The sequence below is a fragment of the Paractinoplanes aksuensis genome (assembly GCF_024137025.1).
GTDB lineage: Bacteria > Actinomycetota > Actinomycetes > Mycobacteriales > Micromonosporaceae > Actinoplanes > Actinoplanes aksuensis.
In genome coordinates, this window is record NZ_JAMYJR010000011.1 from 17,676 (window position 1) to 33,441 (window position 15,766).

Here is a 15,766-nt window from a genome sequence, read left to right on the forward strand (position 1 = left end):
GGTCGTACGCTACGCGCGTCCTGTTTCGGTTACCTGACGATCAATGTCGTTGCTGCGACAGTTGCCGCCCACAGCACGAACAGCGCGGCCGGTCGCCGGGGCGCGTCGATCCAGGGCGGGGGCGGCAGCGGGCTGATCTCCAGGGCCCGGATGCGGGTGTCGCGCAGGGCGGCCACCAGCTGGTCGGCCGTGCGCTGGTGGGAACGCGACGGCCACGGCGCCGGCACCGGCACGGTCAGCACGGCCTCGCCCGCGGTCAGCACCACGGTGCCCTCGTCGTCGTGGACGATCGCGCTGTCGGTGGCCCACGGCTGGCGGGTGCGTTCGCGGAAGCCGACCGAGGCCACCCCGCCCACGTGCCAGCGCAGCCGGGGGCGCAGCTGGGTCCGCCAGGCGTACTCGAAACCGGCCGCGCCGGCCACGGCGGCGACCACGATGACCGCCGTCCGGGGCAGCCCGGCCAACCGGACCACCTCGGCCAGGGCCAGGGCCGCGCCCAGCCCGATGGCGGTCGTGGCCGTCCACGCCCGGCGCGGGGAGATGCGGTGCTCGCGAGGCTGGAAGGCGTTGGCGTCGCGGTCGGCCGGGCGCAGCGAGTCCGGGTCGACCAGCTGCTCCTCGTCGTCCTCGATCTCGCGGGGCAGCCCCTCGACCACGTCGTACGGCACCTCGATGACCGGGCCGACCGGGCCCACGGGCACGTGCAGCCGCTCGCCGACCTCGAGCACGCACCACGCGCCCGGACGCGGGTCGCCGTAGAGCACCGCGGCCTCGGTGTGGATGTCGTCCTCGTCGTGCACCGGTTCCGGCTCGGCCACGTCGAAGGCGAACTCGCGGGCCGTGCGGCCGTCCGCCGACGGGATCAGCACGTGCACGTAGCCCTCCTGCTCGACGGCCCGCACCGAATGCACCGGCTGGGGCTCGTTGAACAGGCGGCGCAGCGTGGCCTGGGCCCGGACGGCCCGGGTCAGCAGCGCGCAGCCCAGCCCGAAGGCGGCGATCGTGACGGCCAGCCAGGGCACGGCGGCGTCGTCGACCGCGACCCAGGCCACCCCGGCCGCGGACAGCACCAGCAGCGCGAAGCCGCCGGCCTCGGCCGGGGCGGCGACGTGGGGCAACGCGTACGGGGGCGGCGGGCGCCGGTGCGGGACGGGCAGCGGAGCCGGGGGAGTGTCGAGCCGGGCCACCAGCACGGCCACCGCCGCATAGGCCCAGACGGCGAGAACCGTGGGGAAACCGGTGGCGAGCGGGGTCCAGAGCACCGCGCCCAGGACGGCGGCCCAGGCCGTCGCGCCCCGCTGGGCGTACACCGTGAGGGCCGGGGTGAGCAGGACGCCCAGCCCGACCCAGCGCGCGGCCGGGGCCGGGTCGGACGGGCCGCCGAACAGCCCGAAGACCAGCAGAAAGGTCACCAGGCCGGCGGCCGGCACCGTCGATTCCACGCGTAACAGGGGACGCATGACTTCATGGTCATCGACGGTGCCGGGCCGTGGGGCGGGTTACGGGAAGCTGACCAGCGGAGCCATGTTGCGCGCACCGTTCACGGTCGGTCCGGTGCTGTTGATGATGTTGACGATCGTGCCGGTGCCGCCGAGCGAGACCGACACCATGTCGCGGAACCGCACGCCCGACTTGACCGGCACCTCGAACGCCCGCTGCGCGACCACCGACGGGTTGACGTTGAAGAAGCAGTAGCTGCCCAGCCCCCACGCCTCGTGCGTGTCGACCGAGTCGGCCACCTTGTACGCGGCCCAGCCCCGGGTCGAGCCGTTCATCCAGGCCGCCTGGTTCGGCGGGTCGTACGGCATCTCGTTCTGATAGAAGTACGTCCGCCCGCCGTTGCCGTTCCAGATCGTCTGGTACTGCTGATAGTGCTCGACGAACAGGCCGTACATCGTCACGTTGTCGCCGTTGACGATCAGGCCGTTGCGGCCCGGGTTCTGGGTCCAGCCCCACGTGCCGTTGTTGCCGTGGTCGGCCCGCCAGATCCAGGCGTGGTCGCCGATCACGTTGTCGCTGTTGACCTCGACGCTGACCGTGGCCTTGCCGGCGATCGAGCCGCCGACCCGCACGAAGACGTCGCTGAGCACGGTCGGGTTGGCCGCATGGTTGGCCGACGACCCGGCCGGGCCGACCTGGAGCAGCACGTTCGAGTTGGTGGTGCCGGCGTCGAAGAGCACCCCGGCCAGGCGTACGCCGTCCACGTCGGCGATGTTCATCGCGTTCACGCCGCCGGTCGGCACGAAGGTGGCCAGGCCCAGACCCAGGATCACGGTATTGGCCCGGGTCACGTTGAGCGGCGCGTTGAGGTTGTAGACGCCGGGGGTGACCAGCAGGTTCTTACCGGACGAGAGGGCGGCGTTGATCGTCGCGGCGGTGTCACCGGCCTTGACGACGTAGAACGTGCTGATCGACAGCGAACTGCCCGCCGGGTTGCCGTTGGCCCAGGTCGTGCCGCTCGTGTTGCTGCGCAGGGCGGGCACGAAGACCTGGTAGGCGCCGGCCGAGTCGACGTACAGGTAGGGCTTCTCGGCCACCAGCGGCGTCTGCCCGATCGTGGTGAACGGCGGGTTGGGGAAGCTCTGGGCCGGGGCGCCGGGCGAGCCGACGAAGACCTGGTTCCAGTTCGAGCCGTTCCAGCTGCCCATCTGCGAGTTGCGGGTGAGGAACTGCTGCTGGCTGCCGGACTGGATCTGGCCGTCGATCTTGGAGTCGGCGATGAAACCACCGGACGACCAACCGCCGTCGGACAGAGCCAGGTTCCCGCGTACGTGCATCCGGCGGTACGGCGCGGCCTGCGACACCGCCCAGCGGTCGAGCCCGTCCGGCGGCGTCACGCTGAGCCCCTCGGCCGAGCGCCAGAAGTTCTGCGTGGCGTTCTGCGACCCGTCGTGCCACCAGTCGGCCTCGACGTGCACGTGCCCGTTGATGTTGACCTGGTCCGGGTTGAGACCGAGCCCGGCGACCTGGGTGAAGAAGCCGACGTTGACGTCGTTGCTGTAGCTGCCCGGCTTGAACAGCAGGGCGTACCGCTGCGTACCGAACTGGTTCTCGACCTGCTGGTTGAAGACCTGGTTGAGCCGGTTCTGGATGGTCGAGGCCGACATCGACGGGTCGAAGATCGACACGTTGGGGCCGAGGTCGGGGTTGTTGGGGTTGGGCGGAACCGTGGTCGGGGGTGGAGTGCTGCCGCCGCTCATCGTCCACTTCTGGTTGGCGCCGCCGCCGCACGTCCACAGCTGCAGCTTGGCCCCGTCGGCCAGGTTGTTGTTGGTGATGTCGAGGCACTTGCCGGCCTTGACGTTGATCAGGTCGCGGGCCGCGTTCAGGGTCCACTGCTGGCTGGTCAGGCCGTTGAAGCAGTCCCACATGTGCACGACCGCGCCGTCGTTGGTGGCGCCGTTGGCCACGTCGAGGCACTTGCCGAGGCCGCGCAGCGAGCCGTCGTCGCCCAGCGTCCAGGTCTGGTTGGCGCCGGGGGAGCAGGTCCACATCTGGGGCTGATTGCCGTTGGCCGTGCTGCCGTTGGTCACGTCCAGGCATTTGCCGTTGGCCGCACTGGTGATCGTTCCGGTCGTCGCCGCCTGGGCCGCGGTCACGCCGACGATCCCCAGCGTCGCGGTGGCCAGGCCGATGACGACGGTAGCCAGGATTCTTCGCTTCATATGTCCTCGCCTCAGGCCGGGTTGTTCGCGTGGGTGAGCGTCTCCCAGGCCACGAACAGGTTGTTCGTGCCCTGCGGGCGGCGCGTCTCGGTGTACGTGCGGCTGTTGCTCATGGCGATGCCGAGCCGGTTGGCCAGCGCGTTGTACGCCACCTCGGTCACCGGGCCGAGCCCCTTGACCACGGACCCGCCGCAGATGTTGCCGGGCACGGCCGTGCCGTTCTCGAACTTGGTGTGGAAGCCCAGCCCGTGCCGCATCCGCTCGGAGAGCGACGGCCACAGGTCGACGCCCTGGATGCGGGTGGTCTCGGCGACGTGGCTGATGGCGCTGAGGCCGTAGCCGGTGTGCACGAAGTCGCGGCAGGTCTCCTGGGACAGGCCGTCGACGAATGTGCTCTGCCCCTGCCAGTAGCTGATCAGCTCGGCCCGGGTGTCGACGCTGCCGACCGGCGGGTACTTCGGCTGGCTGCCGTCGGCCGCGATGTAGACGTACGCCGCCGCGCGGGCCTGGAAGCGGGTGATGGCCCGGTCGTAACTGGTCTTGTCGTCGAGGTGGACGGCGATGCCGACGGCCGCCTCCATCATCGACAGCTCCCAGTTGCCGTTGCTGCTGCTGCCCGCGATGACGACCGGCAGATAGACGTTGCGCAGCATGGTGGCGAACCGGGCCTGGTTGGGCCAGTTGCCGTACGCGTGCTTGATGATCTCGGCCGCGCGGGGCCACACCGAGCCGGCCCAGCCGGTCTGCAGCGGCGCGTTGCTGTTGGTGTGCGACCGGATCGTGGCCGACCACGCGTCCATCAGCGCGATCGACTTCTGGGCGTAGGCCGTGTTACCCGTGAAATACCAGATCAGAGCGTCCGTGTACGCCGCGATGGCGTCCTCCCGCTCGTCCGTGCACCCGTTGTTGGGGTTGGAGTACGAGCCGCATTCGACAGTGGCTCGCGGCGCCGGCGTGCGTGACAGGGACGCGTACCGGCTGGCCAGCATCTGGTTGTAGGCGGCCGTCCACGGCTGCGCCTGCTGCTGCACCTTGGTCTTGACGAAGTCGAGCTGGGCCCGGCTGACCAGGACGCCGGGGTGGGTGAACGTGACGGGGGCCGCGTCCGCGGTGGCCAGGCGAACGCCGAAAGTGGCGGTCGCCGCGGCTAATGCCGTGAACGCGGCCAGGAGTGCGCGTCGGCGCATGGGGATCTCCCGGGGTGGGGTGGGGAACCGGAAAGGTAGTTAACAGATCCCACCCCGGGAGGCGTGCGGTCAAGGAGATATCGACCGACTTAACTTTCTCTTAAGGTTTTTCTTCACGCCTTACTTGAAGTAGTGACCCTGGGCAAGATCATCGATCAGGGTCGGTCCGGACGGGTTCCAGCCCAGCCGTTCGCGGGTGAGAGTGTTCGAGGCCGGGCTGTCGGCGGCGAACATCGGGCCGATCCAGCCGAGCTCCTCCGGCGCGGCCGGGGCGGCGGGTACGCCGAGGCCATACCCGATGGCCTCGGCGATCGCGCGGCCGGTCACCGCCTCCTCGGCCACGGCGTGCAGGATCGTGGGCGCGGCGGTGGCCTGCTCGACGGCCAGCCGGAACAGGGCGGCCGCGTCGTCGCGGTGCACGGCCGTCCAGCGGTTGGCGCCATCGCCGACGTAGCCGGTCGAGCCGCGCTCGCGGGCGACCCGGATCAACTCGGGGACGAAACCGCCGTCGCCCTCGCCGTGCACGGTCGGGGCCAGGCGGACGGAGATCGGCTTCACGTCGCGCTCGGCCAGGGCGAGCAGCGCGGCCGCGTTCTGCTGGCGCGGGTGGGCGGTGGCCGGGTCCGGGATGTCGCGCTCGGTGGCGACCTGGCCCGGGGTCAGCCCGAGCGTGCCCGAGGCGATCGCGAACGGCCGCCCGGTGCCGGCCAGCGTCTCGCCGATCGCGTCGATGGCGGCCCGGTCCTTGCGCAGCGACTCGGCGAAGTTGCCGAAGTCGTGCACGAAGGCCAGGTGGATGACGGCGTCGGTGGTGCGGGCGCCCTGTTGCAGGACGGCGAGCGTGTCGAGGTCACCCCGCAGCACCTGGGCGCCGGTCTCGGCGACGCGCTGGGCCGAGGCGTCGGAGCGGGCCAAGCCGGTGACCTCATGGCCGTGCTTGAGCAGTTCGGGGACGACGGCCGAGCCGATCCAGCCCGAGGCGCCGGTGACGAATACGCGCATGGCAGTTCCTTCTCTCATGTCAGTGACTGTCGTCAGCCTAGCTCGCCATGTCAGTCGCTGTCATCGCTCCGTGAGGTGTGATGTCAGGAACTGCCGTCGGATATCGTTCGGGGCATGGGTCGCTGGGAGCCGAACGCACAGTCCCGCCTGCGTCAGGCGGCGATGGACCTGTACGCCGAGCGCGGCTTCGACCAGACGACGGTGGCCGAGATCGCGGAGCGGGCCGGGCTGACCGAGCGAACCTTCTTCCGCCACTTCGCCGACAAGCGCGAGGTCCTGTTCGCCGGCTCCGAACGTCTCCAGGCCCTCCTCCTCAAGTCGGTGGCCGAGTCACCGCTGCTGTCCGAGGCCGCTGCGGGACCGGCCGCTCTCGCTGCGGTGGCGGCGGCGTTCGAGGTGGCCGCGGCCGACTACTTCCCGCCGGTCGAGTACTCGCGGCAGCGGCAGCGGGTGATCGACGCCAACCCCCCGTTGCAGGAACGCGAGGTGGCCAAGATGGACCGCATCTCGGCCGCGCTGGCCGGCATTCTGCGCGAGCGTGGCGTCGGTGACCTGGCCGCCGCGCTGGCCGCCGAAGCCGGAACGGGCGCCTTCAAGGTGGCGTTCACCCGCTGGGTGGCCGATCCCGCCGACGGCTCTCTGCTCGGTCATGTGCGAGAGGCCATCGCCGAGTTGCGCACACTCCTCCCGGCTACTGCCTAGCTGGCCGCGCCGCGCGAAAGCTGAAACTTCCTCGGGATTTCCGGTACATTGCCGGGCCATGGACGCAGACGTCATCGTTGTCGGGGCCGGACTGGCCGGGCTCGCCGCCGCCCACGAGCTCACCCGGGCCGGCAAGCAGGTGATCCTGGTCGACCAGGAGAACGAGGCCAACCTGGGCGGGCAGGCGTTCTGGTCCTTCGGCGGCCTGTTCCTGGTCGACACGCCCGAGCAGCGGCGCATGCGCGTCGCCGACTCGTTCGACCTGGCCTGGAACGACTGGCAGGGCAGCGCCGGCTTCGACCGCCTCGACGACCAGGACTCCTGGGGGTCGCGCTGGGCCCGGGCCTACGTCGAGTTCGCCGCGGGCGAGAAGCGGGCCTGGCTGTCCTCGCTGGGCATGTCGTGGCTGCCCACCGTGGGCTGGGCCGAACGCGGCAGCCTGCGCGCCGACGGGCACGGCAACACGGTGCCGCGTTTCCACGTCACCTGGGGCACCGGCACCGGGGTGGTCGCGCCGTTCGTCCGGTCGATCCAGGACGCCGGGGCCCGGGGACTGGTGACGTTCCGCTACCGCCACCGTGTGGATGAGCTCGTGGTCGAGAACGGCACGGTCACCGGCGTACGCGGGAAGGTGCTGGCGCCTTCGGCCGGTGCACGGGGTGAGCCGTCCAGCCGCGAGACCGTCGGGGAATTCACGTTGACGGCGCAGGCGGTGGTCGTGAGCTCCGGCGGCATCGGGGGCAACCACGATCTCGTACGAAAATTTTGGCCTGAGAATTTGGGCCGTCCCCCGCAGCGCATGATCACCGGCGTCCCCGAGTACGTCGACGGCCGCCTGCTGCAGATCTCGGCCGACGCCGGCGCGCGCCTGGTCAACCGCGACCGCATGTGGCACTACACCGAGGGCATCCAGAACTGGAACCCGATCTGGCCCGCCCACGGCATCCGCATCCTGCCCGCCCCCTCGTCGATGTGGTTCGACGCGCTGGGCCGGCGGCTGCCCGCGCCGTGCTTCCCCGGCTACGACACGATGAGCACGCTGCGCCACCTGCGCACGACGCCGGACATCGCGCAGTACGACCACTCCTGGTTCATCCTCACCCAGAAGATCATCGAGAAGGAGTTCGCGCTCTCCGGCTCCGAGCAGAACCCCGACATCACGGCCGGCGACAAGCGGGCCTTCCTGCGCGAACGCATCCTGGGCAAGGGCGCGCCGGCGCCCGTCGAGGCGTTCAAGCGCAAGGGCGCCGACTTCGTGGTCGCGTCGACGCTGGACGACCTGGTCGCCGGCATGAACAAGCTGACCGAGGAACCGCTGCTGGACGCGGCCCGCCTGCGCACCCAGATCGAGTCCCGGGACCGCCAGATCGGCCACCCGTACGCCAAGGACGCCCAGATCCAGGGCATCCACAACTCCCGGCGCTACCTGGGCGACCGCATCGGCCGCACGGCTGCGCCGCACCGCCTGCTCGACCCGGCGGCGGGCCCGCTGATCGGCATCAAGCTGCACATCCTGACCCGCAAAACCCTGGGCGGCATCCAGACCGATTTGGAATCACGCGCCCTGTCGTCCGACGGCACCCCCATCCCCGGCCTGTACGCGGCGGGCGAGGTAGCCGGATTCGGCGGCGGCGGCGTCCACGGCTACAACGCCCTGGAAGGCACCTTCCTCGGCGGCTGCCTCTTCAGCGGCCGCGCCGCCGGCCGCCACCTGGCCAAAACCCTCTGACAACCCCGCCCGCTTCGGCGCCGCCTGCCGCCACCTGGCCAGAGTCTTTGACCGCCAACCCACATCCGCGGCAGCGGCCGGTGCTGGCTGTCTTGTGAGCGTCCGTCCAACCGTTGACCCCGCCCCGTGACCGTGCATCACGGTCTGCCCGGCTGCCTGCGAGTGCTCGCCCGAGCCCTTTGGCCAGCCAACCCATGACCATGCCCGCCCCATGCTGCGTCGCGAGCGCTCGAAGCCGCCTGGCCGGCCACCCGCGCCCGTGGCCTCCTCAGTCGGGTCGGTGCTCTGTCTGCAGCGCTCGTGTGCATCGGTGAGTGCTCGCTCTACCGGAGTTCGCACTCCGGAGCCTGGGGCGGGGTCAGGGGAGGGACCAGCGCTGGCCGGCGGAGCCGGTGCAGGACGCGACGGTGACGCCGGTGCCGGAGCGGCGGCCGGCCGACGGGTCGGTCAGGCACGTGTTGGTGGCGGCGTTGATCAGGCGCTGGTTGGACACGCGCCACTGGGCCGGGGTGCGGCCGTCGCAGCTGACGATCTCGACGCGGTTGTCGCCGACGGCCAGCGCGCATTTGCCCTGTACGCGCAGCGTGCCGTCGGTGGCCAGGGTCCAGCTCTGGGCGATCGAGTTGTTGCAGTCGTAGACCTGCACGTGGTTGCCGTCGACGGCGATCGCGCCGTTCAGGTCGAGGCACAGGCCGTTCTGACCGCGGATCACGCCGGTGCGGTCGCTGGCCGGAGGAACCGGCGCGACACCCTGCGGCGCCTTGGGCGGGGCGGTGGTCTGGCCGCCGCCGGTCGGGGACGGGGTCAGCGAGATCGGCTGACCGGCCGACGGGCTGCTGGTGGGCGCGCTCGTGGCGCTGGTGGCGGACGTCGAGGTCGTGCCGCTGGGCGTGGTCGTGGCTCCGGTCGCGTTGCCGGCCGGGGCGCCGGTGCCGGGGCGACCGCCCGTGGGGCTCGACCCGCCGGGCGCGGGGGAGGTGGCGGCGCTCGTCGAGGCCGGGGCTGTCGCCGCGGGCAGCGGGCCGCCGGGCAGACCGGTCGTCACCGAGGGCCGGACGTCATCGCGCAGCGCCGCGAAACCGGCGGCCGCGGCGCCGAGCACGACCACCGCGGCCGTGCCGGCCAGGACGAGCACCCGCCGGCGGTGGCTGCCGCGGGCCGGGCTCGTAGCCACGGCGGCGTGCTTGCGGCGGAACGGCAGGTGCAGGATCGCCGTGGCGGTGTTGTCGGCGGCCGGCTGATCAGTCGGTGTCTCCGCCGGCCAGGTCTGGGGCGAGTCGTCGTCGGGCGCGCCGGAATCGCGCAGCACGAACGGCCGGACCAGCAGGGGATCCCGCTCGTCGCCGTGTTCGCCGTTCGCCGTCACGCTTCACCCGCCGCCATCGAGCTGCCAAGAGACGATCGGCGGTCCAAGCTACCCGCGGAGATCACGATCTGCCGCCCCCTGAACATCCGACTTTCCGCCCGTTGCGGCCGATCGGGTAGGGAACGACCAGCTTCAGTCGGCTTGGCGACAGCAACCTTCATGCTCCAAAACGGAGAACCGAATTGATCTCGCGTGAACCTACCTTCTTGATCATCCAGGCGCGACCCAGCCGCCGGCGACCATCGAGGTATCCCCATGCCGTTCCCCTCCCCACCACCCGGCGACGGTCCACCCCCAGACCCCACCCGGACGCCGCCTTCCTCCCCGCCACCCGGCGATGGTCCGTCCCCTGAGCTCGCCCGGACACCGTCCCCTCCGCGTCCCGGCGTCAGCGCCGGATCGCCGACCGCCCGGATGCGGCTCGCCCCGACGTCACTGCCCAATGCCGGATCACGCCCGAAGGCGGCTCGTATCCGCCTGCTCGCGGCCGGAGCCACCGGCTTGATGCTGGCGGGGGCGCTCGTCGTGCCCAGCCCCGCCGCCGCCGTGTCGCCGACGGACAAAACGACCGCCGGAACCGCCATCGGCGCCGCCACCACCAGCATTGACGCCGCCGGAACCGCCGACGCCGCCGCCGCCGGGGCGTATGCGCGCACCAGCTGGGTCGAGCGCCGCCGCGTCGACTCGGTCGCGACGCCCAAGTTGCGCTGGTACTCGTGCTACTCGTGGGCGCAGTGCGCGACCGCCCAGGTGCCCCTCGACTACGACCGCCCGAACGGCGCCAAGACCACGCTCGCCCTGCTGCGGGTGAAGGCGCGTGACCAGAAGAACAAGATCGGCAGCCTGTTCCTGAACCCGGGCGGCCCCGGCGGTTCCGGTGTGGCCATCGCGCTCGCCGCCCCCTACTTCCTGAGCGATCCGCTGCTCGAGCGCTTCGACATCGTGGGCATGGACCCGCGCGGCGTCGGCTTCAGCGACCCCGTCGCGTGCTTCACCGACGCCGGCCGCCAGCAGCCCGTGCTATCCAAGATCAACACCGGTTTCCCGTACGGGAAGAAGGAAGAAAAGGCCTTCATCAAGGCCTCGGCCGCGCAGGGCAGGGCGTGTTCGACCACCGGCCGCATGCTGGCCGGCTCGATGTCGACCGCCGAGGTCGCCCGCGACATGGACGTCATACGCCGCGCCGTCGGCGACCGGAAGCTCTCGTACCTGGGCTTCAGCTACGGCACCGCGCTCGGCCAGTACTACGCCAACATGTTCCCCGACCGCTTCCGCGCGATCGCCGTCGACGGCGTGATCAACCCGGTGGCCTGGGTCGGCGCGAAGAGCAACGCCGTCCAGGACGACCGCCTGCGCTCGGCCGACGGCGCCTGGCGCGCCCTGCACGAGATCCTCGACCGCTGCAACACCGCCGGCGCCACCAAGTGCGAGTTCTCGGGCCAGGCGATCCGCCGCTTCCGCGTGCTCACCGACCGCCTCAAGGCCAAGCCCCTGTCGGTCGACGGCCAGAAGATCACCTACTCGATGTTCGTCAGCATGGTGCTCAGCGCCCTCTACGACGTCCACGCCGGCGCCGAGGTGACCGCGCTGGCCGCCGCCGTGTGGCGCCTGACCACCCCCGGCGCTTCGCGAGGCGAGTCGGTCGCGGCCCAGGCGACGGTGACCCGTTTCGCGAGCCGCGCGTTCCCGTACGACAACTCGTTCGACGCCTACACCGCCGTCATGTGCACCGACGGCCGCCACCCCGCCAACAGCGCCGCCTGGGTCAAGGCCGGCGCGAAGGCCGACAAACGAGCCCCGTACTTCGGCCGGGCCTGGGCCTGGTCGAGCGTCAGCTGCGCCCGCAACACCTGGACCGTCCGCGACGAGGACGCCTACACCGGCCCGTTCAACCGCAAGACCAAGAACCCGGTCCTGTTCGTAGGCAACTACTGGGACCCCGCCACGAACTACGCCGACGCGGTCTCCTCGTCCAAGCTCCTGCCGAACAGCCGCCTGCTCTCCAGCACCAACTGGGGCCACACCGCGTACGGAACCTCCCCCTGCGTAACCACGGCGATGGACCGCTACCTGCTCTCCCGCACCCTCCCCACCAAGGGCACAACGTGCGTAGGAACAGCCCAACCCTTCCGAACCGTCCTGAGCGACGACCCCGACGAACTGGCCAAGGACACGTTCGACCTGAACACAGCCACCCTCGTCGAGATCGCCGCCCACGGCCTCCCCGCCGAGAACACCCCGAAGCACCTGCCACCCGTCCGCTGACCCCAGCCCCGCTCACCGCCCACGCGGTGAGCGGGGCCCCACGCCCCCACCCTTGCCGGCGGCAGAGCAGAACCAGGTTGCCCGAGCGGCTTTGTCGCCGCCGGCCCCAGGGGTGACGTGGTGGGCGTCAGGGGAGTCGTAGCCGCCGTCGCGCAGGCTCGGGGCCGGCGCGACGGCGGCAATGGCGAGGCGTGCAGGCGCCAGGGGGTGCCGGGCCAGTGCTGGGCAGGGTCAAATCGTGTGGATCGTGATGAGGTCTTCAAGGCCTGCGAGATCGTCGGCGTTACGGGTGTAGATAGCGGCGTCGTGAGCGTGCGCGGTAGCGGCGATGAGCAGATCCATGACTCTTGCTCGTGGCTGGCGGCCGGTCTCGACGACGCGTGCGGCCAGTCGTGCGTAGCTGTCGGCGATGGCTTCGTCGATGGGGAGCGGGTCGAATCGACGTTGAATGGCGCTGAGTCGGGCCAGGCGCAGCGCTCTCGCCTCGGCGGTTTTCGCGACCAGGACTCCGAACTGGAGTTCGGCGAGACTCGCGACGCTGATGGCCAGTTCGCCGGGGATCGGGGTCACATCGGTGGCGATGAGGATGCTGGTGTCGAGGATGCCTCGGCTCACCGTTCAGCCCACGGGTCGGCGACGGTGTCATCGAGGAGGTCGCGGTCGTCGGCCCATTGAGGGTCGGTGGGCTGATCGAAGACTCCGGCGAGGTCGTCCCACTCGCGCCAAGTGCGAGGACTGACCGGGCCGAGCACAGCCGCTGGCCGGCCGGCGACGGTGATCGTTACTCGTTCACCTGCTTGCGCCCGGCGCACCAGGTCGCTGGCGTTCTGCCGCATTTCCCGCAGTCCGACTTCATGCACAGTGGGAGCGTAGCACATGTGCTACCGGGCTTAAATGCTCCAATTAGTGAGACCTGGGGTTGTCCAAGCTGGTCGGGGCCGCCGTCGGTCTAGGGCATGACCTGGCGGGCGCCTATCCAGCGAGGCTGGACCGGTCATACTGAGGGAAAGCGCAGCTACCGTCGCGCAAGCTCAGGGCTCGGCGCAGCAGCCCAGCAACAGCAGGCGATCGTCGCAGAAGGGGGCACCGGCCAGCGGACTTCGCTCCTGCGCAAACTCAGCGGCAGACCGTGCACCAAACAGCGTTGCGGCAGCGTGCTCTGGACTTATTGCGAGGCGATCGTTCTGGTACTGGTCAAACGGTCTGTCAGGCTCGGGCGTACGACCCAGGTGACCGGCCCGGTGCTCGGCACAGCGGTGTGCTTTCTCCAGCGCCGACGGTTACCACCGGCTCCGTCAGGGAACTTCAAGAACATGAGTACCTATCCCGATCCGGCCTGGCATGGCGACGTCTACCCCTCTGAAGAGGAGATCGATCCGTTCGGTACCGACGGCCCGGTCGGGGCGTACGACAGGAGGCCCGGCCCACTACCGGGCTCCGCGCCTGGATCGCCGTCCAGCCCCGGACCGGCAAGCCGGGGCGCCACCACCGCCAATTCGATTGTCAGCCGGCGCTCGGACGGATCGATCGAGGTGGTCACCGACCTCGACGGTGACGGCATCGCCGACATGGTGCAGATCGACCTCGACGGTGACGGGGTGCCCGAGCTCACCTACCTCGACACAGACCGCGACGGGAAGCTCGACACCGTGCTCCGCACCCCGAACCACTGACAGCACGGTGTTGCGCCGGGTCCTTGACCCCCGACCCCTTTCCGTACCGCACACGCTGCCGCAGCTCATTGCGTCCGAACCGGTGACGGCCCGGACTGCCGCAGCGAGCTCAGCGCGGCTGAGCGCGGAACAAGTGCTGATCTCGTCAGCATCGAGGTGCTCGTGCACGGATCCCGCTGCGAAAACCGACGGGCAACGTGCCACCAACACGCGACTACCCTCCGCGTTTGTCTGCGGCAGTTTAGTGAGCCGACTTTCAGGTTCCCCGTTCACGCCGACCGCCCAACTGCGGAGCTACCGTGGCTCGGCCATGAGCGGGTGCCGGGGGAGCGAGATCGGACGTCCGCTTTCACCGGAACCTCCTCGGCGACGGTGTCGTCGAGGAGGTTCCGGTCGTCGGCCGGTTGGGGCTGTGACGCGGCGACCGTGCGGGTAAGGAACAGGCTGGACCACTGCGCGGCGCGGTCAAGGCGCTGTTTCCTGTTGGAGGACGCTGAGCTGGCGCTGCTTGTGAGCCCGGCGGAGGAGCACTGCTCCGTACAGCCCCGGCAACGAGCTCAACCCGATACAGACTGGGCTCATCAGCATCACCAGGCCGGCACCGATGTTGGCGCCGATACCGCCGGCGGTCCACACCCGCCAGCTGAAGCCGAGGAAGAAGCCGATGGCCAGTGTCGACCCGGCAACCCCCAGCCAGGCCCTGGCGATCGTCCGGCGGGCCGCGCCGTACGCCAACAGGGCGAGGCAGGCCACGACTACGGCGCACGCTGCGACGCCGATCACGGTGTTGGCCACCGGCCCGAAACTCACCGGCTCGATTCCGTAGTCCAGCTTTACGCCCTGCGCGGCAAGTCGCCTGGACACGTCGTCAGTCTGGTCGGGAATCAGCCAGATCGCCGCGACGGGAGTCGCCACTGCAAGCAGGAGCGTGGTGAATGGCGGGGAACGACGGTCCACTGGTCAGTCCTTCCGTTCGGTGAGACCTGGGATTGCTCGGACTGGACTCTCCACCGGCTGTCCAGGCAGGCGCGTGGTGGGCGTAATCGGGGTCAGGGAGTCAGCGCTGCCGTCAGGTCGGCCGGGTTGTCGACCCAGGGGAAGTGGCCGCTGCCGGGGATGGTCACCAAGGTCGCTGACGGGAACAGCTTCGCCGCCTCGGCGGCGGCGGCCGGGGTCGGAGAGACGTCGAGTTCGCCCGCGACCACGAGCACCGGTGCGGTCAGGGCGGACAGCTTGGTCGTGATCGCGTCCCGGTCGGGGGTGTAGCCCGGGAAGAAACCGTCGCGGGCGGCCGGCGCGAACTGGTCCAGGCCCGCCGTGGCGTGTGCCTCGGTCGCGGCGTTCCACCGGCCGTACGAGAACGGCGCACCGGCCAACCGGAGCGGGCGCGTGTCCTCCTCGCTCGCGTCCTCGGGCAGTTCGTCCCACGCGGTCCACGCTGCGACCGCGTCGGCGTACCAGGGCTCGGCCGAGCGGGCTGCGTACGCCTCTTCCATCCCGATCGGGGTGAGCCCGGCCGCGCGGACCAGACCGGTGAGCAGGATCAGGCGCTCGACCCGCTCCGGGTGGTCGGCGGCATAGAGAGTGACCACATTGGCGCCGGCCGAGTGCCCCAGCAGCGCCATCGTCTCCAGCCCAAGATGAACACGCAGCGCTTCCAGGTCGGGCACCAGCGCATCCATCCGGTAGGTGGCCGGATCCGACGGTGTCGCGGAATCGCCGGTACCTCGGCTGTCCAGCCGAATCACCGTGTAGTCCCGCGTCAGCCCACCGAGGTCGCCGAGATAGACACTGGCCCGACCGGGCCCACCGGGCTGACAGACGAGCACGGGCCCGGAGCCCTCGACGTGGTAGGCCAGCAAGGTTCCGTCATACGAGCTGAAGGTCGGCACGGCGGCATCGTGCCACGATCCGGCCCCGCGCGCGGCCCCGCCCGAGCCGGCCCAAGCCCCGTTCGAATCGAGCGACCCAGGGACGAGTCAGCGAGCCGGGACGAGTTGAGCGACCCCGGGACGAGCAGGGCGGTGCCCGGGCCGGGCCGGGCGACGTCCCCGCCGGGCCGGGCGTACCCGGGACGATTCGAGGAACGTCTGGTTCGAATCGAGCGACATCCCACCCGAGCCGAGCGCACTGGGCCGAGTCCAGCGACGCCTCAGCCCGGCCGCCGACCGCACACC

General features: G+C 70.6%; 13 protein-coding genes. 4 read left to right on the forward strand and 9 right to left on the reverse strand.

Translation table 11 applies throughout. From position 1 onward, the window contains the following. Positions 1 to 29: 29 nt before the first annotated feature. The 4 genes from M1L60_RS11865 to M1L60_RS11880 form a co-directional block, all read right to left on the reverse strand. Positions 30 to 1,460 (reverse strand): hypothetical protein, encoded by a 1,431-nt coding sequence (locus tag M1L60_RS11865; RefSeq protein ID WP_253237422.1) that lies wholly within the window; start codon positions 1,458 to 1,460, stop codon positions 30 to 32. A gap of 39 nt (positions 1,461 to 1,499) precedes the next feature. Further along, the gene (locus M1L60_RS11870) at positions 1,500 to 3,665 is read right to left on the reverse strand and encodes an RICIN domain-containing protein (protein WP_253237423.1); all 2,166 of its coding nucleotides are present in this window, start codon (positions 3,663 to 3,665) and stop codon (positions 1,500 to 1,502) included. An 11-nt stretch (positions 3,666 to 3,676) separates the two neighbouring features. Beyond that, complete coding sequence (locus M1L60_RS11875) at positions 3,677 to 4,852, reverse strand: alginate lyase family protein (RefSeq protein ID WP_253237424.1); 1,176 nt, start codon at positions 4,850 to 4,852, stop codon at positions 3,677 to 3,679. 120 nt (positions 4,853 to 4,972) lie between these two features. Next, on the reverse strand, positions 4,973 to 5,872 hold the full coding sequence (locus M1L60_RS11880; protein ID WP_253237425.1) for an SDR family oxidoreductase: 900 nt from the start codon (positions 5,870 to 5,872) through the stop codon (positions 4,973 to 4,975). Between the two features lie 96 nt (positions 5,873 to 5,968). On the opposite strand from M1L60_RS11880, the gene M1L60_RS11885 reads away from it, so the two are divergent. Next, a complete protein-coding gene (locus M1L60_RS11885; RefSeq protein WP_253237426.1) occupies positions 5,969 to 6,556 on the forward strand; it encodes a TetR family transcriptional regulator in 588 nt (195 codons plus the stop codon). Positions 6,557 to 6,614: 58 nt separating this feature from the next. Next, the gene (locus M1L60_RS11890; protein ID WP_253237427.1) at positions 6,615 to 8,285 is read left to right on the forward strand and encodes an FAD-binding dehydrogenase; all 1,671 of its coding nucleotides are present in this window, start codon (positions 6,615 to 6,617) and stop codon (positions 8,283 to 8,285) included. A gap of 358 nt (positions 8,286 to 8,643) precedes the next feature. On the opposite strand, the gene M1L60_RS47760 is transcribed toward M1L60_RS11890, so the two are convergent. Then, the gene (locus M1L60_RS47760; RefSeq protein ID WP_253237428.1) at positions 8,644 to 9,651 is read right to left on the reverse strand and encodes a ricin-type beta-trefoil lectin domain protein; all 1,008 of its coding nucleotides are present in this window, start codon (positions 9,649 to 9,651) and stop codon (positions 8,644 to 8,646) included. Positions 9,652 to 10,065: 414 nt separating this feature from the next. Between M1L60_RS47760 and M1L60_RS11900 the strand changes: the two genes are divergently transcribed. Next, positions 10,066 to 11,916, forward strand: coding sequence for an alpha/beta hydrolase (locus M1L60_RS11900; protein ID WP_253237429.1), 1,851 nt, complete (start codon positions 10,066 to 10,068; stop codon positions 11,914 to 11,916). Positions 11,917 to 12,147: 231 nt separating this feature from the next. Here M1L60_RS11900 and M1L60_RS11905 read toward each other — a convergent pair whose 3' ends face one another. Both M1L60_RS11905 and M1L60_RS11910 read right to left on the reverse strand, forming a co-directional pair. After that, positions 12,148 to 12,531: a PIN domain-containing protein gene (locus M1L60_RS11905; protein ID WP_253237430.1), complete on the reverse strand. Its 384-nt coding sequence runs from the start codon at positions 12,529 to 12,531 to the stop codon at positions 12,148 to 12,150. Beyond that, entirely contained in the window at positions 12,528 to 12,776 is a 249-nt protein-coding gene (locus tag M1L60_RS11910; protein WP_253237431.1) for a type II toxin-antitoxin system Phd/YefM family antitoxin, read from the reverse strand. Before M1L60_RS11910 ends, M1L60_RS11905 begins: the two co-directional genes overlap by 4 nt. Positions 12,777 to 12,872: 96 nt before the next feature. On the opposite strand from M1L60_RS11910, the gene M1L60_RS11915 reads away from it, so the two are divergent. Beyond that, the gene (locus tag M1L60_RS11915; RefSeq protein WP_253237432.1) at positions 12,873 to 13,589 is read left to right on the forward strand and encodes a thrombospondin type 3 repeat-containing protein; all 717 of its coding nucleotides are present in this window, start codon (positions 12,873 to 12,875) and stop codon (positions 13,587 to 13,589) included. Positions 13,590 to 14,054: 465 nt separating this feature from the next. Here M1L60_RS11915 and M1L60_RS11920 read toward each other — a convergent pair whose 3' ends face one another. Next, positions 14,055 to 14,546: a hypothetical protein gene (locus M1L60_RS11920; protein WP_253237433.1), complete on the reverse strand. Its 492-nt coding sequence runs from the start codon at positions 14,544 to 14,546 to the stop codon at positions 14,055 to 14,057. Between the two features lie 92 nt (positions 14,547 to 14,638). Next, the gene (locus M1L60_RS11925) at positions 14,639 to 15,481 is read right to left on the reverse strand and encodes an alpha/beta fold hydrolase (RefSeq protein WP_253237434.1); all 843 of its coding nucleotides are present in this window, start codon (positions 15,479 to 15,481) and stop codon (positions 14,639 to 14,641) included. Between the last annotated feature and the right edge of the window lie 285 nt (positions 15,482 to 15,766).

Excerpts from the sequence above, each read along its gene's own strand:
- M1L60_RS11865 (WP_253237422.1), bottom strand. The coding sequence starts at position 1,460 with ATGCGTCCCCTGTTACGCGTGGAATCGACGGTGCCGGCCGCCGGCCTG.
- M1L60_RS11870 (WP_253237423.1), bottom strand. The coding sequence starts at position 3,665 with ATGAAGCGAAGAATCCTGGCTACCGTCGTCATCGGCCTGGCCACCGCG.
- M1L60_RS11875 (WP_253237424.1), bottom strand. The coding sequence starts at position 4,852 with ATGCGCCGACGCGCACTCCTGGCCGCGTTCACGGCATTAGCCGCGGCG.
- M1L60_RS11880 (WP_253237425.1), bottom strand. The coding sequence starts at position 5,872 with ATGAGAGAAGGAACTGCCATGCGCGTATTCGTCACCGGCGCCTCGGGC.
- M1L60_RS11885 (WP_253237426.1), top strand. The coding sequence starts at position 5,969 with ATGGGTCGCTGGGAGCCGAACGCACAGTCCCGCCTGCGTCAGGCGGCG.
- M1L60_RS11890 (WP_253237427.1), top strand. The coding sequence starts at position 6,615 with ATGGACGCAGACGTCATCGTTGTCGGGGCCGGACTGGCCGGGCTCGCC.
- M1L60_RS11900 (WP_253237429.1), top strand. The coding sequence starts at position 10,066 with ATGCGGCTCGCCCCGACGTCACTGCCCAATGCCGGATCACGCCCGAAG.
- M1L60_RS11915 (WP_253237432.1), top strand. The coding sequence starts at position 12,873 with ATGACCTGGCGGGCGCCTATCCAGCGAGGCTGGACCGGTCATACTGAG.